Origin of the sequence: Mycobacterium cookii (assembly GCF_010727945.1) — a bacterium.
Taxonomy (GTDB): Bacteria; Actinomycetota; Actinomycetes; order Mycobacteriales; family Mycobacteriaceae; genus Mycobacterium; species Mycobacterium cookii.
Map to the genome: position 1 here is coordinate 5,098,939 of NZ_AP022569.1, position 24,649 is coordinate 5,123,587.

At 66.0% G+C, this 24,649-nt stretch carries 23 protein-coding genes and 1 pseudogene; 14 read left to right on the forward strand and 10 right to left on the reverse strand.

Annotated elements, in window-relative coordinates:
* Nucleotides 1-205 precede the first annotated feature (205 nt).
* The 5 genes from G6N27_RS23955 to G6N27_RS23975 all read left to right on the forward strand — a co-directional run bounded on the left by G6N27_RS23955 (nt 206) and on the right by G6N27_RS23975 (nt 7,815).
* The gene (locus tag G6N27_RS23955; RefSeq protein WP_163780777.1) at nt 206-2,443 is read left to right on the forward strand and encodes an MMPL family transporter; all 2,238 of its coding nucleotides are present in this window, start codon (nt 206-208) and stop codon (nt 2,441-2,443) included.
* A 352-nt stretch (nt 2,444-2,795) separates the two neighbouring features.
* The gene (locus G6N27_RS23960) at nt 2,796-3,827 is read left to right on the forward strand and encodes a polyprenyl synthetase family protein (RefSeq protein WP_232065171.1); all 1,032 of its coding nucleotides are present in this window, start codon (nt 2,796-2,798) and stop codon (nt 3,825-3,827) included.
* Nucleotides 3,827-5,335, forward strand: a complete 1,509-nt coding sequence (gene crtI / locus G6N27_RS23965) for a phytoene desaturase family protein (RefSeq protein ID WP_163780779.1) — start codon at nt 3,827-3,829, stop codon at nt 5,333-5,335. The genes G6N27_RS23960 and crtI overlap by 1 nt, the downstream gene beginning before the upstream one ends.
* Nucleotides 5,332-6,279, forward strand: a complete 948-nt coding sequence (locus G6N27_RS23970; protein ID WP_163780781.1) for a phytoene/squalene synthase family protein — start codon at nt 5,332-5,334, stop codon at nt 6,277-6,279. The genes crtI and G6N27_RS23970 overlap by 4 nt, the downstream gene beginning before the upstream one ends.
* Nucleotides 6,280-6,291: 12 nt before the next feature.
* Nucleotides 6,292-7,815, forward strand: coding sequence for an FAD-dependent oxidoreductase (locus G6N27_RS23975; RefSeq protein ID WP_163782269.1), 1,524 nt, complete (start codon nt 6,292-6,294; stop codon nt 7,813-7,815).
* 21 nt (nt 7,816-7,836) lie between these two features.
* On the opposite strand, the gene G6N27_RS23980 is transcribed toward G6N27_RS23975, so the two are convergent.
* The gene (locus G6N27_RS23980; protein WP_163780783.1) at nt 7,837-9,021 is read right to left on the reverse strand and encodes a PrsW family intramembrane metalloprotease; all 1,185 of its coding nucleotides are present in this window, start codon (nt 9,019-9,021) and stop codon (nt 7,837-7,839) included.
* Nucleotides 9,018-9,689, reverse strand: coding sequence for a hypothetical protein (locus G6N27_RS23985; RefSeq protein WP_163780785.1), 672 nt, complete (start codon nt 9,687-9,689; stop codon nt 9,018-9,020). Before G6N27_RS23985 ends, G6N27_RS23980 begins: the two co-directional genes overlap by 4 nt.
* 79 nt (nt 9,690-9,768) lie before the next feature.
* Here G6N27_RS23985 and G6N27_RS23990 point away from each other — a divergent pair, with 79 nt between their 5' ends.
* The 6 genes from G6N27_RS23990 to G6N27_RS24015 are packed head-to-tail and all read left to right on the forward strand — an operon-like array spanning nt 9,769 to nt 13,999.
* A complete protein-coding gene (locus tag G6N27_RS23990) occupies nt 9,769-10,170 on the forward strand; it encodes a DUF4267 domain-containing protein (RefSeq protein ID WP_163780788.1) in 402 nt (133 codons plus the stop codon).
* Nucleotides 10,171-10,186: 16 nt separating this feature from the next.
* Entirely contained in the window at nt 10,187-11,014 is an 828-nt protein-coding gene (locus G6N27_RS23995; protein ID WP_163782271.1) for an LLM class F420-dependent oxidoreductase, read from the forward strand.
* A gap of 17 nt (nt 11,015-11,031) precedes the next feature.
* Nucleotides 11,032-12,003, forward strand: coding sequence for a quinone oxidoreductase family protein (locus tag G6N27_RS24000; protein ID WP_163780790.1), 972 nt, complete (start codon nt 11,032-11,034; stop codon nt 12,001-12,003).
* A gap of 28 nt (nt 12,004-12,031) precedes the next feature.
* On the forward strand, nt 12,032-12,907 hold the full coding sequence (locus tag G6N27_RS24005; RefSeq protein ID WP_163780792.1) for a dioxygenase family protein: 876 nt from the start codon (nt 12,032-12,034) through the stop codon (nt 12,905-12,907).
* Nucleotides 12,908-12,923: 16 nt separating this feature from the next.
* Nucleotides 12,924-13,442 (forward strand): carboxymuconolactone decarboxylase family protein, encoded by a 519-nt coding sequence (locus G6N27_RS24010; RefSeq protein WP_163780794.1) that lies wholly within the window; start codon nt 12,924-12,926, stop codon nt 13,440-13,442.
* Nucleotides 13,439-13,999: a carboxymuconolactone decarboxylase family protein gene (locus G6N27_RS24015; protein WP_163780797.1), complete on the forward strand. Its 561-nt coding sequence runs from the start codon at nt 13,439-13,441 to the stop codon at nt 13,997-13,999. The genes G6N27_RS24010 and G6N27_RS24015 overlap by 4 nt, the downstream gene beginning before the upstream one ends.
* On the opposite strand, the gene G6N27_RS24020 is transcribed toward G6N27_RS24015, so the two are convergent.
* Genes G6N27_RS24020 through G6N27_RS24030 form a run of 3 tightly spaced genes read right to left on the reverse strand, consistent with a single transcriptional unit; the run spans nt 13,989 to nt 17,193 of the window.
* Nucleotides 13,989-15,893 (reverse strand): YhgE/Pip domain-containing protein, encoded by a 1,905-nt coding sequence (locus G6N27_RS24020; RefSeq protein ID WP_163780799.1) that lies wholly within the window; start codon nt 15,891-15,893, stop codon nt 13,989-13,991. The two genes, G6N27_RS24015 and G6N27_RS24020, sit on opposite strands and share 11 nt — an antisense overlap.
* 2 nt (nt 15,894-15,895) lie before the next feature.
* The gene (locus tag G6N27_RS24025) at nt 15,896-16,555 is read right to left on the reverse strand and encodes a P-loop NTPase family protein (RefSeq protein WP_232064781.1); all 660 of its coding nucleotides are present in this window, start codon (nt 16,553-16,555) and stop codon (nt 15,896-15,898) included.
* Nucleotides 16,552-17,193 carry a TetR/AcrR family transcriptional regulator gene (locus G6N27_RS24030; protein WP_163780801.1) on the reverse strand — a complete coding sequence of 214 codons (642 nt, stop codon included), beginning with the start codon at nt 17,191-17,193 and terminating at the stop codon, nt 16,552-16,554. The genes G6N27_RS24025 and G6N27_RS24030 overlap by 4 nt, the downstream gene beginning before the upstream one ends.
* A 164-nt stretch (nt 17,194-17,357) precedes the next feature.
* Between G6N27_RS24030 and G6N27_RS24035 the strand changes: the two genes are divergently transcribed.
* Nucleotides 17,358-17,942 carry a class I SAM-dependent methyltransferase gene (locus tag G6N27_RS24035; protein WP_163780803.1) on the forward strand — a complete coding sequence of 195 codons (585 nt, stop codon included), beginning with the start codon at nt 17,358-17,360 and terminating at the stop codon, nt 17,940-17,942.
* Here G6N27_RS24035 and G6N27_RS24040 read toward each other — a convergent pair.
* The gene (locus tag G6N27_RS24040) at nt 17,898-18,668 is read right to left on the reverse strand and encodes an AraC family transcriptional regulator (protein ID WP_163780805.1); all 771 of its coding nucleotides are present in this window, start codon (nt 18,666-18,668) and stop codon (nt 17,898-17,900) included. The two genes, G6N27_RS24035 and G6N27_RS24040, sit on opposite strands and share 45 nt — an antisense overlap.
* Before the next feature lie 41 nt (nt 18,669-18,709).
* Nucleotides 18,710-19,573 carry a fructose bisphosphate aldolase gene (locus tag G6N27_RS24045; protein ID WP_232065172.1) on the reverse strand — a complete coding sequence of 288 codons (864 nt, stop codon included), beginning with the start codon at nt 19,571-19,573 and terminating at the stop codon, nt 18,710-18,712.
* Nucleotides 19,574-19,736: 163 nt separating this feature from the next.
* Here G6N27_RS24045 and G6N27_RS24050 point away from each other — a divergent pair.
* A pseudogene (locus G6N27_RS24050) lies at nt 19,737-20,227 on the forward strand (hypothetical protein).
* Here the strand turns inward: G6N27_RS24050 and G6N27_RS24055 are convergent.
* Together G6N27_RS24055 and G6N27_RS24060 are read right to left on the reverse strand one after the other, a co-directional pair.
* Nucleotides 20,224-20,829 carry a TetR/AcrR family transcriptional regulator gene (locus tag G6N27_RS24055; protein WP_232064783.1) on the reverse strand — a complete coding sequence of 202 codons (606 nt, stop codon included), beginning with the start codon at nt 20,827-20,829 and terminating at the stop codon, nt 20,224-20,226. The pseudogene G6N27_RS24050 and the gene G6N27_RS24055 sit on opposite strands and share 4 nt — an antisense overlap.
* Nucleotides 20,813-22,138, reverse strand: coding sequence for an aromatic ring-hydroxylating oxygenase subunit alpha (locus tag G6N27_RS24060; protein ID WP_163780812.1), 1,326 nt, complete (start codon nt 22,136-22,138; stop codon nt 20,813-20,815). The genes G6N27_RS24055 and G6N27_RS24060 overlap by 17 nt, the downstream gene beginning before the upstream one ends.
* Before the next feature lie 88 nt (nt 22,139-22,226).
* Here G6N27_RS24060 and G6N27_RS24065 point away from each other — a divergent pair, with 88 nt between their 5' ends.
* A complete protein-coding gene (locus tag G6N27_RS24065) occupies nt 22,227-23,987 on the forward strand; it encodes an N-acyl-D-amino-acid deacylase family protein (RefSeq protein WP_163780814.1) in 1,761 nt (586 codons plus the stop codon).
* On the opposite strand, the gene G6N27_RS24070 is transcribed toward G6N27_RS24065, so the two are convergent.
* Nucleotides 23,984-24,559, reverse strand: coding sequence for a TetR/AcrR family transcriptional regulator (locus G6N27_RS24070; RefSeq protein ID WP_163780816.1), 576 nt, complete (start codon nt 24,557-24,559; stop codon nt 23,984-23,986). The two genes, G6N27_RS24065 and G6N27_RS24070, sit on opposite strands and share 4 nt — an antisense overlap.
* Nucleotides 24,560-24,649: the final 90 nt, after the last annotated feature.

The following is a 24,649-nucleotide window of genomic DNA, read 5'->3' on the forward strand; positions in this document are numbered from 1 at the left end:
ATTCGTACCGCGGCCACTGCGCGAAGGCGCGCAGTTGAGCACTCGTAACGGCGTGCCGCGGGCGCTGACTCCGCCACATCGCCGCAAGCGTGAGTACCCAAGCTATTCAGGTACCGGCTTAGGGCACCGCAGCGCCGACGAGGAACCCTTACTGCGCCGGTTCCGCGGCAACGGATCCACTTGAGCCCCGCTAGGGAGGCCGATCGTGCTGCATCGGGTCGCAACGCTAGCCATCGCCGCGCCGCGCCGCGTTCTTGTCGTCGCCGCGTTGGTGATGGTCGCCGCCGCAGTCTTTGGTGCGCCGGTCGCGAAGAGCTTGTCGGCGGGCGGGTTTCAGGATCCGTCCGCCGAGTCGTCGCGTGCCACGGGGCTGCTCGCCGATAAGTTCGGTCGGGGCGAAGTGCAATTGCTGTTCATGGTCACTGCGCCCGGCGGCGTTCATGGGGCGGCTGCCCGGGCTGCGGGGATGGACATCGTGAACCGGATCAAGGGCGGGCGGTACGCGGTCGATGTGGTGTCGCCATGGACAGCGCCACCGCAGGCTGTCGCCGATCTGGTCAGCAAGGACGGCCGATCAGGGCTGGTCGTCGCGGGCATAGTCGGTGGTGAGAAAGAGGGCCCTGCGCGCGCGCAAGCTCTCGCTGATGGGGTGGCGCAGTCTGTGCTGCCCAGACATCGCGATGTGACGGTGTTAGCGGGCGGGCCGGGGATGGTGTACTCGCAGATCAACTCACAGACCGAGCGGGATCTGCTGGTCATGGAGTCGATTGCGCTTCCGGTCAGTTTCGTGGTGCTGGTGTGGGTCTTCGGGGGTCTGCTGGCGGCGGCGCTGCCGGTGATGGTGGGTGGGTTGGCGATTGTCAGCTCGTTATCGGTTCTACGTCTGATCGCGACGACCACCGATGTGTCGATTTTCGCCCTGAGCTTGTCCAGCGCTTTGGGTCTGGCGTTGGCCATTGACTACACACTGCTGATCGTCAGCCGCTACCGCGATGAAATCGCGGAGGGCGCCGAGCTAGATCAGGCGCTGATCCAGACGATGCAGACCGCGGGGCGCACCGTGATGTTTTCGGCCACGACAGTGGCGCTGTCGATCGCAGCCATGGTGTTGTTCCCGATGTACTTCCTCAAATCGTTCGCCTACGCCGGCGTCGCGACCGTGGCGTTATGCGCGTTGGCCGCGCTTATCGTCACGCCGGCAGCCATCGTGTTGCTTGGCCCCCGGCTGGACGCCCTCGACGTCCGCCGTGGGATACGTCGGCTGCAGCACCGCGACGAACCACCGGGAAGACCGGTGACGCAATTCTTCTGGTACCGATGGGCGAAGTCGGTGATGCGGCGCTCGATGGTGATCGGCCTGGCCGGCTCGGCGGTTCTGCTCGTGCTCGGTCTGCCCTTCCTGGGAATCAAGTGGGGATTCCCCGACGATCGTGTCCTACCGGGCTCTTCTTCTGCGCGTCAGGTTGGCGATCGGGTGCGCGAGGGCTTCACCGACAACTCCGCAACAGCAGTGACGATTGTGCTACCCGACGCTAGGGGTCTGACTCCGGCCGATGTGGAGCGCTACGCGGCCAGACTGTCGGGAGTCGCCGACGTCTCGTCGGTCAGCGCGCCGACGGGCACCTTTGCCGCCGGGAACAAGATCGGCCCACCGACGGCACCCGCCGGAGCCAGCGACGGCAGCGCGTTTCTCACGGTCGGCAGCAACGTGCCGTTGTTCTCGACGTTGTCGGAGACTCAGCTGGATCATCTGCGTGAGGTTGGTGCGCCGGACGGTCGTGCCGTCGAACTCACCGGCCTGGCTCAGATCAACCGCGACAGCGTCGACGCCGTCACTTCGCGCCTGCCGCTGGTGCTGATCGTCATCGCTGCCGTGACATTGGTGTTGCTGTTTCTGCTGACGGGCAGTGTGGTCCTACCCGTCAAAGCCGTGATCCTCAATGTGCTTTCGCTGACGGCTGCATTCGGCGCGCTGGTGTGGATCTTTCAGGACGGCCATCTGGGCGCGTTGGGAACCACACCCACAGGCACGCTGGTCGCCAACATGCCAGTGCTGCTGTTTTGCATCGCGTTCGGACTGTCCATGGACTACGAGGTGTTCCTGATCTCACGGATCCGCGAATTCTGGCTGGCGAGCGAACGCACCCGCGCCGACAACGACGAGAGCGTGGCACTCGGTGTGGCCTACACCGGGCGTGTCGTCACAACCGCGGCCCTGGTCATGTTGATCTCGTTCACCGCGCTGATCGCCGCGCAGGTCTCCTTCATGCGCATGTTCGGGGTGGGCCTGACCCTGGCTGTCTTCGTCGACGCGACCTTGGTCCGGATGATTCTGGTACCGGCTTGCATGCACATCCTCGGCCGATGGAACTGGTGGGCACCCGCACCCTTGGCGCGCCTGCACCGGCGCATCGGCATCAGCGAATCCGTCTCGCGGGCATGAAAAGCCGTGTTCAGAGGCGCGACAAGTTTTTTTCACCGTCACCCATCCAAGCCCCCCCAGGCTCCGAACTAATTAGGCACGCGTTCAATGTCGGCACGCGTGGAGCCGCGACGCGAGCGGACCGCCAGCGTGACTGTCAGCCGGACCGAACGGGGTGTAGATAGGTGGCTAGCACTGAGTTGCAGGACATGCGAGCTCGAATGTCTGCGGATTCGTACCGCGGCCACTGCGCGAAGGCGCGCAGTTGAGCACTCGTAACGGCGTGCCGCGGGCGCTGGCTCCGCCGCATCGCCGCAAGCGTGAGTACCGAAGCTATTCAGGTACCGGCGGTCGGTCCCACTGGCGTGCGGACGTGCGCGCCGCCGTGCGCACACACCTCATCGAATTCGTGGCGAATCAGTGCCGTACCGACCTCGGTGGCACCAACGTCGACGTCGCGTTCGAGGTACTCGCGGGCTTCGTCGACGGCGGCAAGTACGTGCGCTCGACGTTCATGTACCTGGGCTGGTTGTGCGGTGCGCAGGACGACGAGTCGGCGCTGCGCGCGTCGGCCAGCCTCGAGCTTTTTCACGCGTTCGCGCTCATGCAAGACGATGTCATGGACGAATCGGCGTTACGCCGGGGGCGGCCGTCCGCACACGTGTCGTTCGGTCGTTGGCACCGCGAGCGCGGGCTGACGGGTTCGTCGGACCGGTTCGGGGAGTCGGCAGCGGTACTGCTTGGCGACCTGTGCCTGGTGTGGGGAGAGAAAATGATGCGCGAGAGTGGAATCGACGCTGGAGCGCTCGCCCGGGCCTGGCGCCGCTACGACGATATGCGCATCGAGTTGGCGATCGGTCAATTCGCCGATCTGGTCAACGATTCTCATTCCTTCCCGACGCTCGACGAAGTTCTCGACGTGCTGAGGCGAAAATCGGGCAACTACACGGTTCGGCGGCCCTTGGAGATCGGAGGGGCGATGGCCGGCTGCGCACCGGAGGTTCTCGCCGCCCTCGCCGGCTACGGCTCCGCCATCGGCGAGGCTTTTCAACTGCGGGACGACCTCCTCGGAGTGTTCGGGTCACAGACAGTGACCGGCAAATCGGTCGACACCGATCTCACAGCGCAGAAGGCCACCAGCGTGGTCGTCGCCGCTCATCAACTGGCCGACGCCGGACTGCGGCGGCAGCTGGCCGAACTGATGAGCAGTCCGGCGCTGGGCCCTGCTGACGCCGAACGCTGGCGAGCCCTGATCACCGTCAGCGGTGCCGTGCAATGGATCGAACAACTCATCGACGAGCGTCTGACCCGGGCGCTGGACTGCCTCGACACTGCCCGCATTCCCGAAATAACCCGCGCCGCACTGAAAGACATGGCCGTCGTCTGCGCTGAAAGGACCGCCTGATGCGCACCGTTGATGGAAGAACCGACCAAGTCGTCGTCGTCGGCGCCGGCCTTTCCGGATTGTCCACGGCGCTGCATTTGGCCGGCCGCGGTCGCACCGTCACCGTGGTCGAACGCGGTGAGCATCCCGGCGGCCGAGTCGGTCGTGCCGACATTTCCGGCTATCGCCTCGACACCGGACCGACGGTGCTGACCATGCCCGACATCATCGACGAGGCTTTCGCGGCGGTCGGCGAAACGCTCACTGACCGCATCGAACTACAGCCGGTGCACCCGGCCTATCGGGCGATGTTCGCTGACGGCAGCACGTTGCAGGTCCACACCGACACGACGGCGATGTTCAACGCAGTCGAACGGTTCGCCGGACGTCGGGACGCCGATGCCTATCTGCAGCTACGCGAATGGCTGACCAAGCTGTACCGCAACGAATTCGACGGGTTCATCGGTGCCAACTTCGACTCACCGCTCTCGCTGATGACACCGCAGCTGGTCCGCCTCATCGCGCTGGGCGGCTTTCGGCGCTGGGAGACGATGGTGCGCCGGTTCGTCAACGACGAGCGGCTGCTGCGGGTGTTCACCTTCCAAGCGCTTTATGCGGGGGTTCCTCCGCAGAGCGCGTTGGCGGTTTACGCGGTGATCGCATACATGGACACCATCGCCGGAGTTTATTTTCCGCGCGGCGGGATGCGGGCGCTGCCCGACGCGATGGCCGCCGCCGCGGCGGACGCAGGAGTCAAATTCGTCTATGGCTCATCGGTTTCCGGGCTGGAGTGGAGCGGCTCCAGGGTTACCGCGGTGCATACGTCGGGCGGACAGCGGGTTCTTGCCGACGCGGTGGTGCTCACCACCGAGCTCCCCGACACGTATCGGCTGCTGGGCCGTACGCCGCGGCGGCTGCTGCGGTTGCGTCCGGCGCCGTCGGCCGTCGTCGCGCACGTCGGGTGCAGCGCGCTCGACAACGAAATCGGGCACCACACAATCTTGTTCGGCGACGCCTGGCAGCAGACCTTCCGCGACATCATCGACGACGGACGCGTGATGGGCGATCCGTCGCTGCTGGTGACCCGACCGACTGCCAGTGACCCGACTTTGGCGCCGCCCGGTCGCGATCTTCTCTACATTCTGGCTCCCGCGCCGAATACCCAAGTGGGCAAGGTGAATTGGGACGACATCTCGTCGACGTACGTCGAGCAGATGCTGGGTGCGGTCAGGAAGCGGCTCCCTGCGCTCGGCGACGACGCCGAGCTGCTGCACGTGGTGACTCCCGCCGATTGGGCCCGTCAGGGAATGGCGGCGGGCACACCGTTTGCGTTGGCGCACACCTTCAGCCAGACCGGTCCGTTTCGGCCCGCCAACACTGTGCGCGGGGTCGATAACGTAGTGCTGGCCGGCTCGTCGACGGTGCCCGGTGTGGGCGTGCCCACCGCGATCCTGTCTGGGCGGCTGGCTGCGGATCGGATCACCGGAGTGTCGGCACGACACCTGAATCGCAAGGTTTACCAGCGGTGATCGGCTCGGAACTCGACGCTGCCGGCGTGGGTGACCCGTCGCTGCGGGAGGCCTACCGGCGGTGTCGCGCGATCAACGCCCGTCACGGCAAAACCTTTTTTCTGGCTACCCGGTTGTTGGCGCCCAGGCAGCGGCCCGCCGTGCACGCGCTGTACGGGTTCGCCCGGCGCGCCGACGACATTCTCGACGACTTCGATGCTGCTCGCGACGTGGACCTGCGGGCACAGCAGCTTCAGGAGCTGTCCATGCTTTTGTTCAACAGCCTGGTGAAGAACCAGCCGTGCGGCGACGACCCGACGTTGACGGCGGTGGTCCACGTCTCGCGCAAGTACGACATTGGATGGGACCTCTTCGACGATTTCCTGGCTTCGATGCGGATGGACCTGACCGTCACCGACTACCCGGACCGTGCCGCGCTGGAGCGCTACATGTACGGCTCGGCGGAAGTGATCGGGCTGCAGGTGCTGCCGATTCTGGGAACCGTCGGCCCGAGGGAGGACGCCGCGCCGCGCGCCGCCGCGCTCGGAAAAGCGTTTCAGCTCACCAACTTCATCAGGGATGTCGACGAAGATCTGCGGCGTGGCCGCGTCTATCTGCCGGCCGACGAGCTCGCCGCCCACGGCGTTGACCGCGACGTGCTGGCCTGGTGCCACACCAATCGGCGCACCGATCCTCGCGTACGTCGGGCAATGGTCGAGCAGCATGCGATTGTCCGCGGCGTCTACGAGCAGGCCCGAACCGGAATTGAGATGCTGGCCCCGGTGTCGCGTCCGTGTGTGGCAGCGGCACTGACCCTGTACTCGGAGATCCTGGAACGGATCGAGGAGCTCGATTTCGAGATCTTCAGTCAGCGCGCCACCGTCGGCAAGCCGCGGCGACTCGCCGTCGCCACCGCGGGCATCACCCGGGCCTGGGGCGCGCGGCTCCGGCACGGGAGTAGGTGAGCAGCGATGAACGTGACGGATCGGCAACGTCAGACGCTGCCGGCATCGCCGGGCCTGACCGACGCCAGTGCCTTGGCGCGGGTGCCGCATGTGGTCGTCGTGGGCGCCGGAATCGCCGGCCTTGCTGCCGCGGCCGGCCTGTGCGAGCGCGGAGTCAGGGTCGACGTCGTGGAAGCCTGCGACTACCTCGGCGGCCGGGTCGGCGGATGGCCCGACACCCTGGCCGACGGTTCCGTAGCGGCCATGAACCGGGGTTTTCACGCGTTTTTCCGCCAGTACTACAACTTGCGGAGCTTGCTACGGCGGGCGGATCCGCACCTGTCGGCGCTCAGGGCGGTCGATGACTATCCGTTGGTCGACGCGCTCGGACGCCGCGACACGTTCCGCGGCCTGCCCCGCACGCCACCACTGAATGCGCTGGCGTTCGCGATGCGCAGCCCGACATTCCGGCTGCGCGACCTGATTCGGCTGGACGCCAAGGCCGCCGCACCGCTGGCGACGGTGTCGGTGCCCCGGACCTACTACCAACTTGACGACAGAGACGCCGGAACATTCCTGAGCGACATAAACTTTCCCGACGCTGCCCGGCATCTGGCATTCGAGGTGTTCGCCCGCAGCTTCTTCGCCAGGCCGGAGTTTCTGTCGGCTGCCGAGCTTGTGACGATGTTCCACATTTACTTCCTCGGTTCCAGTGAGGGGCTGACGTTCGACGTGGCCAATGCGAATTTCGAAGTCGCACTGTGGGACCCGCTGCGGAAGTACCTGGAGGACAACGGTGTCCGGTTTCACACTGGACTCACTGTCGACGGCCTCTCGCTGGCCTCCGACGTGCGGGTGCACTGCGGCACGGATAGAGAATTCGCCGCGGATGCGGTTGTTCTGGCCACCGATGTGGCCGGCTTGCGTCACATTGTCGCGGGATCACCCGGCCTGGGCGATGCCGGATGGCGGCGCCGGGTCGCCGATCTTCACACCGCGCCGCCGTTCGTCGTACTGCGGTTGTGGCTGGACCGCCCACTGCGCGCTGATCGAGCGGCATTTGTCGGGACGGGCGGCCGTCCACCTTTGGACAATGTCAGTGTCCTGGAGCGTTACGAACGCGAAGCCGCGCAATGGGCCGCTCGCACAGGCGGTTCGGTGGTGGAGCTACACGCCTATTCGGTGACGGGCTCCGGCGACGAGGTGCGTGACGCTCTGGTGGCTCGCATGCACGAACTGTACCCGGAGACCTTCGGCGCGGCGATCCTCGACGAGCGCCTGTTGCGACGGGACGACTGTCCCCGTTTCGCCCCGGGCGACTTCACCGATCGGCCCACTGTGCAGACACCGGATTCGCGAGTGGTGCTGGCGGGCGACGGGATTCGCATCGACCTGCCGGTGGCATTGATGGAGCGTGCCGCGACAACCGGGTGGGTGGCCGCCAACCAGCTGCTCGGCGGCTTCGGCCTGGCGGGACATGCGGTGCACACCGTTCCCAACGGCGGTCGGTCGGCGCTGCTGCGCCGGCTGGCTGCTCGCGCGGGAGCCGAACGGTGAAGGCTCGTCGTAAGTGCTGACTCACCACGGCGACGGCAGACCCGCCCGAATTCTGCCGACCTCCGAACGTGCGAAGCGCACCCGGTCGGTGTCGGCGCCGCGCGACGCGGCCAGTTCGTCGGCCAACGCATAGGCGGCGTTAAGGATGTAGCGGGCGCGTCTGCGTTCGCCCCGAGTGCGGCCGGCTTTGCGATATGCCTTGCGCGCCTTGCGTTTACCGGCCATCGCATCGAGTTCGACCGGTGTGATGACGTTGCGAGCCTGCTCGGGGGCCATCACCGCGCGGACGAACTCCCGTTCTCGGGTGACGGTCAGTTTGTACACCCGCGCGACGATTATCAGTGCGATGGCGATGGTGCCGAGGAGCAGTCCGATCATCGTGAGCGCGTTGGTACCGGCCAGCGCCGCGATCGAGTCCCATGTTCCGTGCAGCAGCATCGGAATCGCGATCAGCAGCAGACCGCGCCCGATCCTGCGTGGTTCGGCGGGCCGGCCGAGGAGATAGACGATTCCGGCGCAGAAGATGGCGCTGTAAAGGATGTGCGCGGCCACCCCGCTGACCATGCGCAGGATGATGGTCCCCGCGGAGGCGCCAATCTGGTTGGCGCCGAACTGAGTACCCGCGGACGTCATCGCATAGCTGATGTCCTCGACGATCTGGAAGCCCAACCCGATGAACGCGCCCAGGATGAACCCGTCGAAGGCCGTTCGGATTTGCCGCTGCGCCAACGCGATCAGCAGCAGCAGGCCGGAACCTTTCGCCAGCTCTTCGGTGAACGGGGCGGCGAGCCCCGGGCCCCAATTCAGCGCCCACACTTGGCCGAACGTCTTGCTGTACAGGGCGAGAATCGCGTCGTTGGCGTTCGCGGCCATCGTTCCGGTGGCTGCGAAGCCACCCCACAAGAAGGCGATGACCATCAGCTTGTGCGGCAGTTTGGCGTAGTGGTCGACGCGATCGGTGAACCACCAGAACAATCCGGCGTAGATGGCGAATGACGTCACCGCCAGCCCGATCGCTTCGCCGTAGGCGTTGTATTCGCGGGCGAGCGTTGAGATGAAATTGAGGATTCCGATGCCGACCAGACCCAGATATGCCCAGAAGGCCAAGTTACGTGGCTGATAGAAGACGAACCGCCGTCCCCAGCCGGAGAGGTCGAGCGCCTCATCGCGGGCGCGGTCGAGTTCGGCGAGCGACGGCGCGGTCATTGCTTGCCGTTGTCGATCTGGCTGATGCTGCCGATCATCCGGAGCACCGCAACACTGGGTTCCGAGTTGGCGTCGGACGGGCCCGTCGCTACTGCTTCGACTCCACGGCTGCCGAACACGAAGGCGGCGATCACACCGGACGTATGCGGTCCGGTGACGTGCACCGACGCGCCCTCTTTGCCCTGCGTGGTCATCAGCGTGCTGGGTGCCCCGGTAATGCGCACGCCGCGACCGCGATTCAGCGCCTCAGAGGTCGTCTCGATCTGGTCGATCAACTGTCCGGTGTCGCCGTGGAACGGCCCGGTGCGGACGGTGAATTTCAGCGCCCCGTCCTCGACCACGGCGGTAGCGGGGTACTGGCCGGACAGCGGGGCATGGCCTGCGCGCAAACCGGACGTGATGCCCCAACCGGCCTCCGGCACAAACGTCACGCCGCCCTCGAGTTCCAGAACATCACCGGCCCTAACGATGTCGTGGTAAGGCACCGACGCGTTGATGACGGGCAACACCACCGCCATCGTGATGACGATGGCGAACACCACCAGCGTCGGCACAAGGGTGCGCCGGTCCAGGCCGAACCGTCGCTCGTCGGCGGGCACCCATCGTTCGTCAGGTTCAAACCTCGGCGCTGAGGCGGCCGCGGACGCCTCGGCTGCTGAATCCGGCATCTCCGGCCAACCCTCCTACCGCTGCGCTTTCGCCTGAATGGCGCCGCGGTCGACAGTAGCGACTCCTAAGCTGCCGATCATGACTATCGATCGTTTCGGCCTCGCTGTCGGCAGTATCCGACTTGCTTCCGGGATCTCGTTCCTCGTCGACCCGCTGCGCGCCAACCGGTGGTGGGGAGATCCGGACAAACCCACGCCGACCACCCAGCTACTGCTGCGGTCGATGGGATACCGGGACGCGCTGATCGGCGGCCTCCTTGCGGTGTCGGCATTGCGCGGCAGGAACACCCGCGGGTGGCTACTGGCATCGGCGGGCGCGGACGCGGCTGACCTGCTCGGAGGGATCAGCGTCCACCACGAGATGGCACGCTCGCAGCGGCTCATCGGAATAGGGGGCGCCGCCGTGGGCGTTGGTACCGGACTGTGGGGCGCGGTGCGCCGCAACACCAGGGCGGGCGAGGCGTCCGCGCCGACGGATTAGGCCGATGGGAGCGAGCATGCAGATCGGTGTGCTGACATTTTTGACCGACGAGGGAATCGGGCCGACAGAGTTGGGTCCCGGGTTGGAAGAACGCGGCTTTGCTTCATTGTTTGTGGCCGAGCATTCGCATATCCCGGTGGACGCCAAGACGCCCTACCCGATGGGCGGCCCGATACCGCGAAAGTACTACCGCACCCTGGATCCATTCGTGGCACTGACGGCGGCCGCCGTCGCGACCGAGACACTCATCGTGGGTACCGGCATCGCACTCGTCGCGCAGCGCGACCCGATCCAGACCGCCAAGGAAGTCACCTCGCTGGACCTGATCTCCAACGGACGATTTCGGTTCGGCGTGGGCGTCGGCTGGCTCCGCGAAGAGATCGCCAACCACGGCGCCGACCCCCGCGTGCGGGGGCGCCTGGTGGACGAACGGCTCCAGGCGATGGTCGAGATCTGGATCAACGAAAAGGCGGAATTCCACGGGAAATTCGTCGACTTCGACCCCATCTACAGTTGGCCCAAGCCGCAGACCCAGCCCTACGCGCCGCTGTATATCGGTGGAGGACCCGCCAATTTCGAGCGCATTGCCAAACTCGGTGCGGGGTGGTTGTCGTTGGGGCCGTCGGCCGACGCACTGTCCGGGCAGCTCGAGCAACTGCGCGCCGTCGCCGGTGCCGACGTGCCGGTGATCGCCATGCATATAGGCGAATCCACGGCGTCGGAAATCGAACGATACCGCGACATCGGCGTCGATCATGTGGTTGTGGAGTTGCCGACCGAGCCGCGCGATCAGACGCTGAAATACCTGGACGGACTGCAGAAAGAGTTCGCGCGGCTCACCTAGCGCCGACAAGATCAGTCATGCGGGCTCTGCGTTTCACCGAATTCGGCGATCCGGGAGTTCTGCACATCGCGGATCTGCCGGACCCGGCGGGGACAGCGCACGAAGCTGTGATCCGGGTGGACGCCGCTTCGGTGAACCCGTCGGACGTCAAAAACGTTGCCGGCGCGATGGATTGGACGGTGCTCCCGCGAACACCCGGACGTGACTTCGCCGGAGTGGTGGTCAGCGGGCCGCCGGAATGGACCGGGATCCCGGTGTGGGGCACCGGCGGGGACATCGGGTTCACCCGCGACGGGTCACACGCGGAGCTGATCGCGATGCCGGTGGAGGCCCTGGTGCGCAAGCCTGAGCGACTCAGCTTCGACGAAGCCTCGGCCGTCGGGGTCAACTTCGTCGTCGCCTGGTACGGGGCGGTGGAAACCGCGGCTCTGTCGGGGGACGAAACCATCGCCGTGTTCGGGGTTTCCGGCGGGGTCGGGGGAGCCGTGGCGCAAGTCGCTCATGCGCTCGGCGCCACAGTGATCGGAGTGGATCGTCGCCCGCCCGCAGTCGATACACCCGCCGCGGCTGTCATCGACGACTTCGTTGTCTTCGACCCGGCCGCTGATGTGGTCGAAGCGATCAAGCGACGGACCGGCGGGCGGGGAGCCGACGTGGTGTATGACGCCGTGGGAGGCGTGACCACGCCGGCGGCGCTGGCCGCACTGGCACTGCGCGGCAGGCTTGTGGTGATCAGCGCCGTCGGCTCACCCAGCGTGGAAATCAACCTACTCGACCTGTACCACAACGAAACCCGCATCCTCGGCACCGACAGCGGCAAGCTGACCGCGGTCGACTCCGCGCGACGCCTCGAGGCGATGGCACCGTATTTCGAGTCCGGGAAGTTTCGGCCGCTCCCCATCGCCGCCACGTACTCGCTCGACGACGCGGCGGCGGCATACCAGGCCGTCGCCGACCACACCGCCGGCCGCGTCGTGATCCGGCCCTAACGTAGCAATTACGCAGAGAGGCCATGCCATGTCACCCGACCTGACCGAACACACCATCACCGAAGCCGTCCAACGGAGCTTCGACACCGCGACCGATGACCGGTTCCGGCAAGTGTTCGTGAGTCTGGTGCAGCACCTACACGACTTCGCCCGCGACGTGCGCCTGACCGGCGAGGAATGGTTCGCCGCAATGGATTTCCTCGAGCGGGTGGGTAAGGTCTCCAGTTCCACCCGTCAGGAGGTCATGTTGCTGTCCGACATACTGGGATTCAGCATGCTGCTGGACAGGATCAACCAGCACGCCGGGTCGTCGGTCACGTCGTCGGCGCTGCTCGGTCCGTTCTACGTGGCGGGCCGGCCCACTGCCGACAACGGCGATGACATCTCCGATGGTGTGTCCGGCACGCCGATGTTCGTCACCGGCCGCGTCGTCGACGAGCGCGGCGAACCGGTTGCCGGCGCGCACGTCGACACCTGGCACAGCGACGGCGAGGGGTTCTACGACGTCCAGCAGACCGAGAAGCTGCACGACGAGTTCGCCATGCGGGCGCTGTTGACCACCGACGACGACGGTCGATTCTGGTACCGGTCCATCACGCCCCGCTACTACCCGGTGCCCACCGACGGCCCCTGCGGGGAAATCATGCGCGGCGCCAACCGGTCCGTCATGCGTCCCCAGCACGTGCATTTCTGGTTGCACGCTGACGGGTATCAGTCGCTGATCACTCAACTGTTCTATCGCGACGACCCGTATATCAACCGCGACGCGGTGTTCGCCGATGTCGAGTCGCTGCAGGCGGATTTCGTGCGTCACGAGCCCGGCGTTGCCCCGGACGGGACAACCGTCAACGTGCCGTTCGTGACCCTGGACTGGACCTTCGTCCTGTCCGACAGCGCTGAATAGCCCAGGGAGCACACCCATGTCACGCATACCGCCGGCCGACCTCGAGGCGCAGCCGGCATCGATCCGCGACTTCACCACGCGGCGCGGGAAGCTCAACGCGTTTCGAATACTGGCCAACGCGCCACGCGTGTTCGCCGGCTGGACACAGCTGGTCGACGAACTGTTCGACAGCCCCACCTTCAGCCCGCGGACGCGGGAGGCGGTCATCCTGCGGGTCGCCCATCTACAGCGCTCGCGCTACGAGCTGAGCCAGCACACCGGGATCGCCCGCAGTGCCGGGCTGACCGAACAGCAGATCAACGCGATCCTGGGTGATCTCGACGCCGACGACTTCACCGACACCGAACGGCTCGTGCTCGACCTCGTCACCGAACTGTGCACCGCCCGTCGGCTGACCGACGACTCGTTCGCTGCCTGCCGCGCGGCGTTGGGTGACGAGGCCCTCACCGAGTTGCTGATGATCGTCAGCTGTTACTACGGGCTGGCGTTAGTGCTCAATGCCGTCGACGTCGATCCCGATACCGACGTGTCATGACTCGCATCGCCTATCGCGAACCGGAGCAGATGACGGGTAGGGCCCGCGAATTGACCAACGCGCGCGGCAATCTCAATGTCTACCGCGCACTTGCCAACGCCGAGAACGTCTTCACCGGCTGGATGCTGGCCGGCGACGCGGCGCTGACGAGTACGACGTTGCCGCTGCGGTTGCGCGAACTCGCCGTCCTGCGCACCGCGTATCTGATGGACAGTCCCTACGAACTCGGCCAGCACCGGGATGTGGCGCGCACCGCCGGGGTCGGCGCTGACGAGATCGACGCCATCCTGACCGACTCCGGTTGGCAGAACGGACGTTTCGAGGGTGCTGAACTCGCCGTGCTGAGGTTGACGACCGAGCTGCTGACCACCCGCACCGTGTCGGCGGTGGTATTCGGCGACGTGCACGAGGTGCTCGGTTCGGAGGTCACCGTCGAGGTGCTGATGGTGATCGGCCGCTACGCCGGTCTGGCGCTGATGCTCAACGCGCTCGACGTCGACCTGGACGAGTCCGCGCGGCTTCCGATTCCGCAGACACCCCAAGGGCCTACATCTTGATCGCCGGTATCAGCCGTTCGAGGTTCCACAGCTGATGACGTCGCGCCGACAGGCATGAGATCGCCAGCGCCACAGCCCATATACCGAGCAGCACGATGATCGCCTGCCACAGTCGATGATCGATGCCGCCGAGGATGAGCTGCCGAAGCCCGTTGACGCCGTAGGTCATCGGATCGAAAACGTGCAAGACCTGGAACGGCTTGGACGTGGTCTCCACGGGATACATCCCGCCGGCGCTGACAAGCTGCAGCATCAGCAGCGCCATCAGCAGCACGCGGCCGACCGCCGGGCCGACCAGGGCGTTGATCGCTTGCGTCGCGGCCACGAACGAACACGAGATGAGAACCATGAACGCCAGCATCGAGACGGGGTGCACCGCATGCATGCCCAGAGCGAATCGCACCACGCAGTACAGGATGGTGGCTTGCAATACCGCGATCGCCGCCGCGGGCAGGTAGCTGGCCAGCACCACGCGGATCGCCAGCACCTCCGCGGCGATCGGTCGGGTCTGCAAGGGTCGCAACACCATCCACAGCACGAGCGCGCCGAAGAACAACGCCAGCGTGAGGAAGAATGGCGCCATGCCGGTGCCGAAGTTGGGTGCGGCGTTTTCGTGCGAGGCTTCGAGTTGGACGGGGCCGCCGATGGTGTCGGCGACGGCATCCTTCTGCTGGTCGCTCCAATCGGGAACCTGCTTGGCTCCGTCGGCCAGCTTGGTCGCGAGTTCGGCCGATCCCGCCTTGAGCTGCTTGGCGCCGTCGTCGAGTTTGGCTATGCCGCTTGCCAACTGGGCGTTTCCGGTAGCCACCTGCTGAGCCCCGTCGCGAAGCTGGGTGAGCTTGTTGGACAGATCGCGGCCCTTGCTGCCGACCTGGTCGAGCGCCGACCCCAGCGGGGAGCCGGGGTTGCGCAATCCCGATGTCATGGCGATCGCCGCGTTCTGCGCGTCGGTGAGCTGCTGGCGGATCTGGGGTGTGAGCTGGTGTCCCCGGAGCTGGTCCTGAATGCCGCGTAGGTTGTTGGCCAACGGATCTTGTCGAGCGGACAGCTGGTCGATCACCGACGTCAGTGCATTCGCCGCGGCGTCTTGCGCTGTGCCGATGGCGCCGATCTGATCATTGGCCTGCTGCAGTGCGGTTGCGCCTTGCTGGAGTTGTTCGGTGTTACCGGCGATCTGCGACACGGCCTTGCTGACGGCGACCAGCGGGTCAGTGGCCTGATTGATTCCGTCGGAAAGCTGTTTGGCGCCGGTGGCCAGCGTCTCCGACCCCGCCCGTGCGGTGTCCAGGCCGGTCAGCAGTTGCCCGACGCCGTCGTCGAGCCGGGCGGCCCCATCGGCGGCCTGTTTGACGCCGGAGCCCGACGAAACCACCACGGAGAGCATCTGATTGACGGCCTGGCCGGATATCCGGGACGATACGGCATTGAGCACCTGACTGATCGCGGTGCGGCCGATGCTTGTCGAGATGTAGTTGTTGGCGTCGTTGTACACGGCGATCAGGTTGGCCTTCTTCGGTTGCCCCGTCACCGGCGACGCGATCGCCGCGCTGAAATCCGGTGGCAGTTCGACCATGAAGTAGTACTTGCCGTGGTCGACCCCGCTACGGGCATCCTGAAGGCTGACGACGTGCCAGTCCAGGCTGCCGTCGGCGGTCAGGCTCTTGACGATCTCGGCACCGGCGTTGAACTGCTGCCCGGACACCACGGCGCCGCGATCGGAGTTGACCAGCGCCACGGGCATTTTGTTGGTGTGACCGAAGGGATCCCAGTACGCCCACAGGTACAGCGCGCCGTAAACCAGTGGCAGCAGCATCAACACGACAATCGCGGTGCGGGTCATGCGGCTGCGGCCGAAACGCTTGATTTCTGAACCGAATGCGAGTCCAGCGAGCATCGTCAGTCTCCTTCGGTCCGGTGATCGTGTAGTTCGTGGTCGGGTGCGTCGGTGCCGAGTGGGTTGGTCACCCCGACGACGACGGTGCGCTGCGCGGCGATCGCGCCGAGTCGGTCCACCGCGATCTGGCGGCGGGCGTTGTCGCGTACCTGCTCGAGGTCGCCGACCACCAGGATCGGCCGCTTCGACAGCGTCGCCAGGGTGATGCGCAGCAGAAACAGTTCCAGGTCCGACAATTCGACGATGTAGGTGTCCGGCGACGGCGCGGGAGTGTCGCCGAACACCTCTTCCATTTCGGCCCGCCCGCCCTGCCGCGGTATCGGCGAATACCACGGCGCCAGCCATCGACGTTGCTCGGCGAGCACGGTCTCGACCGTCACCGCGTCCTCCAGGTCGTCGATGTCGGCGAAGGCCGCAATCGCGCAGTGCCGCCGAATGGCCCGCGGCGTGGTGTCGCCGAGCACGGTCAGGGTGCCGTGAGTCGGTTTGAACCGGCCCGCCACCGTCAGGAGGAGCGTGGTCTGTCCGGGCCCGCCGGGCATCTGGATGGCGTGGAAGCCCGGGCCGAGGGTGAGATCGATCCCCGAGAAGATCGGTCCGTGCTCGCCGTCCACCCCGAGCCCGGTGGCGGTGATAACCGGCGCCTGCGCGTCGTCGCTCATTTCGATGCGCCCCGATCGGCCTCAGCCGCAACCGATCCCAGCAGCGCGGTGATCAGCTGGGCGAGCAGGCCAGGGTCGATGATTCCCGGTCGCAAGACTTCTTCCATGGCGATCCCCAGATTCACCGTGACGACGAGTTGGGCGAGGTCGGCCAACTGCCGGCCGGATGCGACGGTGGCGCCCGATCCGAAAATCTGGGACGCCTGGTCGGTGGCCGCCGCGTGACGGCGTGCGATCAGGCGCTCGCGAAGCGCGGGGTCGCGCACAGCGCGCAGCCAATACTCGACGAACAGGACGTAGAAGTCGGCCTGACTGTGCACTGATTCGAGCACGGACCTGCTCAAGTCGCGTGCGGCGACCGCGGTGTCGCCGCCGCTTTCCAGCGCTGTCGCGATCTGCGAACCACGAAGCTCGAATTCGCGGTCGAGCAGCGCCAAGAACAGGTCGTCCTTGGAATCGAAGTTCGAGTAGACCGCACCTTTGGTGAATCCGGCGGCCTGACCGATCGCGTCGATGGTGGCGCCGGCGAACCCTTCGGCAGCGAAGACTTTCGAGGCCGCATCGAGAATTCGGTCGCGGACTTCCACGCGGGTGGGACGCGTTCGTGGCGGCTTGACGGGCGACATGGGCAACAGCATACTCCTCGGTATCGAATGGATACCAGCGGGTATCGAATAAGCGGTGGGCCCGCTGAGCGTGGCGGTTTTCCGGCAATGGGCGGCTCATTTTCGAAAGCCAGCAGCAGCGTGGATCCCATACCGTTTCGACTGGACGTACGGACCGATCCGAAAGGCGCCACGTCATGGCGATGAACCTCTTGCACCGGCGACGCTGTAGCTCGGCGGGATGGGCCGACATGGTCCGCGATGATCTGCTGCCGTGGGCGCTCGCCGACGTCGAATTGGGCGACAGCACACTGGAAATCGGACCCGGTTACGGGGCGACGCTGCGGGCGCTGGTCGACCGGGCCGGCACGGTCACCGCCGTCGAAGTCGACAAACAGATGGCCGAACGGCTGCAGGAGCGCTATGGCGAGCGGGCGCGTGTCATTCATGGTGACGGTGCCAGCACCGGATTGCCCGACAACCACTTCAGCTCGGTGGTCTGCTTCACGATGCTGCATCACGTGCCGACAGTCGGACTGCAGGATCAGTTGTTCGCTGAGGCGTTCCGCGTTCTCAAGCCCGGCGGGGTATTCGCCGGCAGCGATCGCCTGCCGTCGCTGCCGTTCCGGATCATCCATATCGGCGACACCTACAACCCGGTCCGGCCGGACGATCTGCGCTCACGGCTCGGTCAAACGGGCTTCAGTGACATCCGGATCGACGTGGATGGGGTCCGGTTACGTTGGCGCGCAGTTAAACTCGGCTCTGCTGGCTCGGGCTGACGTGCCGGGGGTGTGGCCGAAGCTGCGACGGAACACCTCGATGAAAGCGCTCGCGGATGACCAACCGCACTGGTGTGCCACCGTCGTCACCGGCGTTCGCTCCGCCAACAGAACGAGTGCCTGGTGCAGACGTAATTGCGTGCGCCACTGCGGGAATGTCATGCCGAGATCCTGACGGAACAGCCGGGACAAGCTGCGTTCGCTGGCTCCGACCTCCCGGCCGAGTTCGGCGAGCGTGCGGGTGTCGCCGGGATCGGCGTGCATGATGTCGCATACCGCGCGAAGCAGGGGAGCGGTCGGAGTGGGCACATGCAGTGGCTGCTGCGGCGAGATCCGAAGCTGGTCGAGCATTACCGCGCGGAGTCGCCTTCGTTCCGGGGTGTTCGTCTCGCCCGCCGTGTAGGCGACGATCAGCTCACGCAGCAGCGGTCCGACGGCCAGAACCGTCGGCGCATCGAGCCGAAGTGGATTGTCGGCGGCGGGCAGGCCCACGGTGTGCAGGCTGAGCTCTCCGTACGCCCGATGCGCGTGAAAGGTGCCGGCGGGAATCCAGATGGCGCGAGTCGCCGGGGCGACCCAGGATCCTTGATCGGTCGCGACTGCCAGCACTCCGCGGCCCGCGTAGACGATCTGATGATCGTCGTGCCGGTGGGCATCGATCCGGTCACCCGACGCGAGTCGCAGGGTGCGGGTGGGGGCGACGGGCTGGTGGCGGATTTCCGGCATTGACCGACAGTGTATTCAGAGTCGGCCATCGGTTCGGGTGCTCAGGTCAGCGAGGCCTGGTAGACCTCGTCGATGTTCGCCTTGAGCTTCTCGTTGAACTCGTCGTCGGTCTGTTCGGCGGTCAATCCCTCGGTCAACGCGCGGGAGAAGCTCGCGATCAGGCGATGGTTACGGGCCAGGATCTGCGCACTCTGCTCCAGGGTGTAGCCGCCGGACAACGCGACCACCCGCAGCACCCGGGGGTGGTCGATGAGTGAGGCGTACAAGTTGTCCTCGTCGGGCAACGTCAGCTTGAGCATGACCTGCCGATCCTCCGGCAACTCGTCGAGCTTTTCGTGTATCGCCTCGACCAGCAGATTGTCGGCGGTGGGCTTGTCGGGGCTCTTGATGCTGACTTCGGGCTCGATGATCGGCATCAGTCCGTATCCGGCGATTTTCGCGGCGCAGTCGAATTGCTGACTGACGATCGCGTCGATGCCGCCTTTGTTCGGCTCCTGGATGAACGAGCGCATCTTGGTGCCGAAGATTCCCTTCTCGACGGCGCGCGCCAGTAACGGGTCGATCTTCGTCATCGGCTTCATCAGCTGCACACCGTATTGGACGTCGGCAAGCCCCTGGTCGACCTTCACGAACGGGACGATCTGTTTCTGCTTCCACAGGAACGCCGCGGTGTCCTCGCCGCTGACGGTGCGGTCCATCGTCTGCTCGAACAGGATGGTGGCCAGGATTTTGTCGCTGGTGAAGCTGGGGCTCAAGATCAGCCGGGTGCGCATCTGGTGGATGAGATCGAACATCTGCTTGTCGTTGCCGTACCCATCCTCGGGAATGCCATAGAGCTTCAATGCTTTCGGTGTGCTGCCGCCGCTTTGGTCGAGTGCGGCGATGAAGCCGCTGCGGGATGCCATGTCATGGAGTTGCTGGTCGTTCACTGCAGTCCTTCCGCCGTTCCGTCGGGCCGCCCGGTTTCTGTCAACCTTTGCGGCTACCACTTCTGATACACCGGCAAACCACCCCGGCTCGTGGTGGGCTAGGCGATCGCTACCGTTGCCACTGACGGGAGGGGACCAGATGGGGCAACGCGATAGTGATCCGAATGAGCGCCTCTTGCAAGAGCTGCTGTGGACATACGGGCCGTGCGGCCAGGAGGATGCGGTGCGCACGGTGTGCGCCCGCGAGCTCGAGACGCTGGTCGACGACATGTGGACCGACGACGCCGGCAACCTGATCGGCTACATCGGCGCCAGCGGTGACCGCGCTGCTGCGCGCCGCGCACCTGTTGCGCGACAGCGGGCGACGGCCCGTGCAGGACGTGTACCTCGTCTTCACCACCAACGAGGAGATCGGCGGGGTGGATCGCGACCGAGCGGGGGCTCACGCCCCAACCGGCGACGCTGGGCGCCTTCATGTCCGACGCCTCGCACTCCAAGGCCAGCGGCCTGACTCCGCGAGCAGGCCTGCTCTGTCTGCCTACGCTGAGCACGCACGGTTTCGAAGTGATCCCGCGTGCCGCCATCGACGACATGGCGGGGATCGTGACGGACTTCGTGCTCGACGTCTAGCGCGGCAGAGTTGCCAGCAGCGCGCGGAGCCCGTATTCGAAGACGGCGTCGTAGTCGGTGGGGGACTGCAGCGCCTGCACCAGTGCCTGATCGGGCCAGTCGTCATCCCACAGCGAGGGATCTTCCTCGTCGTGCTTGGCCCCGCGAACCGCTGAGAATTGCATCACCGCAGACGAAATCACCTGAACCTGCACAGCCCGCAGCACCAGCGCCGCATCGGTTCCGCTCACGCCCAACTCGGACAGCATGCGTGCGAGGCGCTGTTGAATCGGCAGGAACAGCGTCGGCGTCCGGTCACGCTCATGCGCGATGGCCAGCAAGTGCTGCCGTTCGATCAACGCCTTTCGCTGCGAACGGGCCAGGGAGGCAATGCGTTCCACCGGAGTCGTCCCGTCGACGGGAAGGTTGGCCATCTCGCTGAGCAACCGATCGACCAGCTTGTCGAAGAGTTTGTCCCGCCCGCCCACGTGCCAGTAGATCGAGGTGACCGCGACGCCGAGCTGTTCGGCGAGGCCGCGCATGGTGAATGTCGCCACGCCGTCGCGTTCGATCATGCCGGCCGCCGTGTCGAGGATTGTTTCCGCGCTAACGGCGTCGGCCACCGGGCTCACCCCCGGTCATGAGTTCGTCAGCGGGCAGGTCCAGATAGCGCTCCAGGTTCCGGTGCATGTTGATCACGCGCCGTTCCTCGTTCGACAGCGTGATGTGCGTCAGCCCAGGCTGGTGCATACCACGCTGCAGCCCGGCCAGCACCGAAATATCCTGCGTCAGAACCAGACCCGGCTGGGCCTCGTCTGCCGTCAGCCGAACGTCGGCGGGGGTGGATCGCGGCGCGCCAGGCGCCATCCGCATCCACAGCATCATCACCAGCTCGCCGTGATCGGGATCGGGGCCCGGCCGTGACACCAACACGGTCAGATGATCGGCGTTGGCCAGCAACGTCATATTGGGAAAGACGTTGTACTGGTGCAGCCGCATCAGCCGGTCGGTGCCGGCCCAGCTCAGGTCGACTCCGCGTCCGGCGGCGAAAGTTCTGATGTGCTCGGCGATCACCTCGATGACCGGCCGCCCGCCCGGGAACGGCGTGCCCTCGGCGACACCCATCAGCGCCCCTTGGGTGCGGACGTAGTCGTCCCACACCTCGGCGTCGGACGGCATCTCTTTGAGGTGCGGACTCGGCACTCCGTAGAGCTGCTCGGACTTTCCGGTGTGCCCCCAAATCACCTGTGGCGCATAGACATCGTCCATGCACCTGTGCAGCTCGGGATGCAGCGTCTGAATGTGATAGGTCTCGCTGAACCCGTCGGCGATGGTCTTCCAATTCGCGTCGACGTCCACGGTCATGGTCGCGTAGCAGCGGAAGTCGCCGAGCCCGAGCCAGGCGATGTCGTCCGGCACCGCCTCCAGATAGTCGGCCAGTGACGGCGCCCCGAGATCGAGGTTGACGAAGACGAGTCGCTCCCAGGTGTCGACGCGGACACCCAACAGCGGAAGCTCGCCGAGAGGCAGCGCGCCGAATCCCTTGCGGTTCGGGACTCGTTTGAGCGCACCGGTGAGATCCCACGTCCAGCCGTGGTAGCCGCACCGCAGTTCGCTTAAGTCCGATCCCGACCCGGCGCACAGCGAATTGCCACGGTGACGGCAGACGTTCTGAAAGGCGCGCAATATCCCGTCGTCGTCGCGGACGATGAGTACCGAGTAAGGCCCGCAACGATATTCGAAGTAGTCACCGGGTTCGGCGACGTGGTCGACGGTGCAGGCGACCTGCCACACCCGGGGCCACATCCGCTCGACCTCGAGCCGTGCGAACGCAGCGGAGTAGTACCGGTCCGCCGGCACCCGCGTCGGCCGTTGCGGCGGTGTGCCGATCGCGTCGTCGCGACGGGTATCGGGCGCGTGGTGGGTCGTCATCGAAGCACTCCCGTGACCTCTGTAACGGTGTTACATTCCCTTATCGACGTCACTGTAGCCAACCGGTTGCGTAGACAAGGGAGTAATCGTGTTCGACCTCAAAATCACCGGCGGCACCGTTGTGGACGGAACCGGCTCAGATCGATTCGACGCCGACGTCGCCGTCAAGGACGGCAAGATCGTCGAGATCCGGCGTCGCAGCCCGGGTGCACCGCCGCTGGAGGGCGATGCGGCCGAGACCATCGACGCCACCGGAAAGATCGTCGCGCCCGGCTTCGTCGACATCCACACCCACTACGACGGCCAGGTGAGCTGGGACGCGCTGCTGGAGCCGTCCAGCGGTCACGGCGTGACCACCGTCGTCACCGGTAATTGCGGCGTCGGGTTCGCGCCGGTGCGGCCCGGCCGCGAGGACTGGCTGATCGGTTTGATGGAAGGCGTCGAGGACATCCCCGGCACCGCGCTCACCGAGGGCATCTCGTGGGGCTGGGAGAGCTATCCGGAATACCTCGACGTCATCGGCAAGCAGCGATTCGCCGTCGACGTGGGCAGCCAGGTGGCCCACGGCGCGGTCCGCGCCTACGCGATGGGTGAGCGCGGCGCCCGCAACGAGCCCGCCTCCCCGGACGACATCGCGGCGATGGCACGCCTGGTGCAAGAGGCCGTCGAGGCCGGCGCGCTGGGCTTCTCGACCTCGCGCACCCTCGGGCACCGCGCCATCGACGGGGAACCCGTTCCAGGGACGTACGCCGCCGAGGACGAACTGTTCGGCCTCGGCCGGGCCATGGCGGCCGGCGGCCAGGCGGTCTTCGAGCTGGCGCCGCAGGGCGTGGCCGGCGAGGACATCATCGCGCCCAAGAAAGAACTCGAATGGATGCAGCGCTTGGGCGCTGAGATCGACCGGCCGATCTCGTTCGGCATGATCCAGGTCGACGCCGCCCCGGACCTCTGGCGCGAACAGCTGGACATCTCGGCGGCCGCGCACGCGGCGGGCAGCCGGCTGTATCCGCAGATCGCCGCGCGGCCGTTCGGCATGCTGTTCGGCTTCGACGGGCATCACGCCTTCACGCACCGGCCGACGTTCCGCCGGCTCAAGGCCGAGTGCAGTCGCGAGGAGCTCGCACAGCGGCTGGCCGACCCGGCCGTGAAGGCTGCGATCCTCGCCGAAGACGATCTGCCGCCCGACCCGAACCTGTTGTTCGACAACATGTTTGCGCTTGCACAGTACGCGCTCGGACGCACCTATGCGATGGGCGATCCGCCGGACTACGAGCCGACCGACGAGCGCACCGTGGAGAAGATCGCCGCCGAACGCGGCGAAGACCCGCTGTCGACCCTCTACGACCTGATGCTCGAGCACGACGCGACGTCGATGCTGATGCTGCCGTTCTACAACTACGCCTACGGCAACCACGACGCGATCCGCGAGATGCTCACGCATCCCGCCGGCGTCGTCGGACTCTCCGACGGTGGCGCGCACTGCGGCATGATCTGCGACGCATCGTTCCCGACCTTCCTGCTGACCCACTGGGCGCGCGACCGTCGCCGTGGCGAGAAGCTGCCGCTGGAGTACGTCGTCCGCAAGCAGTCCTACGACACCGCGCAACTGTTCGGGCTGTCCGATCGCGGGGTCGTCGAGATCGGGAAACGGGCCGACGTCAACGTGATCGACATGGAGGCGATCACGCTGCACCGGCCACAGATGGCCTACGACCTGCCGGCCGGTGGGAAGCGGCTCATCCAGGGCGCCTCGGGCTACACCGCGACGATCGTCAACGGCGTCGTCACCCGCCGCGACGGCGTCGACACCGGCGCGCGACCCGGTCGACTGGTCCGCGGGGCGCGCTAGCCGAGGGCGTGGTCGATCAGCACCTCGGCTGCCTTCTTGGCACGAGCCCACGGGGCTGGATCATCCAGCGAGGTCGCCAGCGCACCGGCGCCTTCGTATAGCACGGCGAGCTGGTTGCCGAGTTGTCGCGGATCGGCGGCCCCGGCCTGCCCGGCCAGGTCGGTGAGCAAGTCGGCGAAGCCGAGCTTGGTAGTCCGGACGATGTCCTGCACGCCCGGCATGGTTCCGGCCGCCTCGACGGCCGCATTGTGGAACGGGCAGCCCCGAAACGTGTCGCCAGGCGCGATATGGCCGTCGAAAAAGGCCAACAGACGCTGGCGTGGTGTCAGCTCCTCGAGCTGCGCCGCAGCGTCGGTCACGCGCTGCTCCATGCCGCGCAGGTATTCCTCCACCACCGCCGTCTTGCTGGGAAAGTGCTGGTAGAGCGTTCGCTTGGACACCGATGACTCGGCTGCCAGTCGTTCGACGCCGGTCGCGTTGATTCCTTCGCGGTAGAACAACTCGGCGGCGGCGTCCAGGATGCGCTGGCGCGCGCCGCGGCCACCCCTGATCGTCGCAGGCTGCTTGCTCATGCAGGGAGTATACCGAACGGTTTACATATCCGGGCAATTGTTGTAGTGTCGCGGCAGTAGAAGTACACCTATCGGTTTACTAGGAGTGAC

Bases quoted from the DNA above. Each gene is read 5' to 3' on its own strand.
- crtI (WP_163780779.1), top strand. From the start codon at position 3,827: ATGCGCACCGTTGATGGAAGAACCGACCAAGTCGTCGTCGTCGGCGCC.
- G6N27_RS23980 (WP_163780783.1), bottom strand. From the start codon at position 9,021: ATGACCGCGCCGTCGCTCGCCGAACTCGACCGCGCCCGCGATGAGGCG.
- G6N27_RS23985 (WP_163780785.1), bottom strand. From the start codon at position 9,689: ATGCCGGATTCAGCAGCCGAGGCGTCCGCGGCCGCCTCAGCGCCGAGG.
- G6N27_RS23990 (WP_163780788.1), top strand. From the start codon at position 9,769: ATGACTATCGATCGTTTCGGCCTCGCTGTCGGCAGTATCCGACTTGCT.
- G6N27_RS23995 (WP_163782271.1), top strand. From the start codon at position 10,187: ATGCAGATCGGTGTGCTGACATTTTTGACCGACGAGGGAATCGGGCCG.
- G6N27_RS24000 (WP_163780790.1), top strand. From the start codon at position 11,032: ATGCGGGCTCTGCGTTTCACCGAATTCGGCGATCCGGGAGTTCTGCAC.
- G6N27_RS24005 (WP_163780792.1), top strand. From the start codon at position 12,032: ATGTCACCCGACCTGACCGAACACACCATCACCGAAGCCGTCCAACGG.
- G6N27_RS24010 (WP_163780794.1), top strand. From the start codon at position 12,924: ATGTCACGCATACCGCCGGCCGACCTCGAGGCGCAGCCGGCATCGATC.
- G6N27_RS24015 (WP_163780797.1), top strand. From the start codon at position 13,439: ATGACTCGCATCGCCTATCGCGAACCGGAGCAGATGACGGGTAGGGCC.
- G6N27_RS24020 (WP_163780799.1), bottom strand. From the start codon at position 15,893: ATGCTCGCTGGACTCGCATTCGGTTCAGAAATCAAGCGTTTCGGCCGC.
- G6N27_RS24025 (WP_232064781.1), bottom strand. From the start codon at position 16,555: ATGAGCGACGACGCGCAGGCGCCGGTTATCACCGCCACCGGGCTCGGG.
- G6N27_RS24030 (WP_163780801.1), bottom strand. From the start codon at position 17,193: ATGCTGTTGCCCATGTCGCCCGTCAAGCCGCCACGAACGCGTCCCACC.
- G6N27_RS24035 (WP_163780803.1), top strand. From the start codon at position 17,358: ATGGCGATGAACCTCTTGCACCGGCGACGCTGTAGCTCGGCGGGATGG.
- G6N27_RS24040 (WP_163780805.1), bottom strand. From the start codon at position 18,668: ATGCCGGAAATCCGCCACCAGCCCGTCGCCCCCACCCGCACCCTGCGA.
- G6N27_RS24045 (WP_232065172.1), bottom strand. From the start codon at position 19,573: ATGGCATCCCGCAGCGGCTTCATCGCCGCACTCGACCAAAGCGGCGGC.
- G6N27_RS24060 (WP_163780812.1), bottom strand. From the start codon at position 22,138: ATGACGACCCACCACGCGCCCGATACCCGTCGCGACGACGCGATCGGC.
- G6N27_RS24070 (WP_163780816.1), bottom strand. From the start codon at position 24,559: ATGAGCAAGCAGCCTGCGACGATCAGGGGTGGCCGCGGCGCGCGCCAG.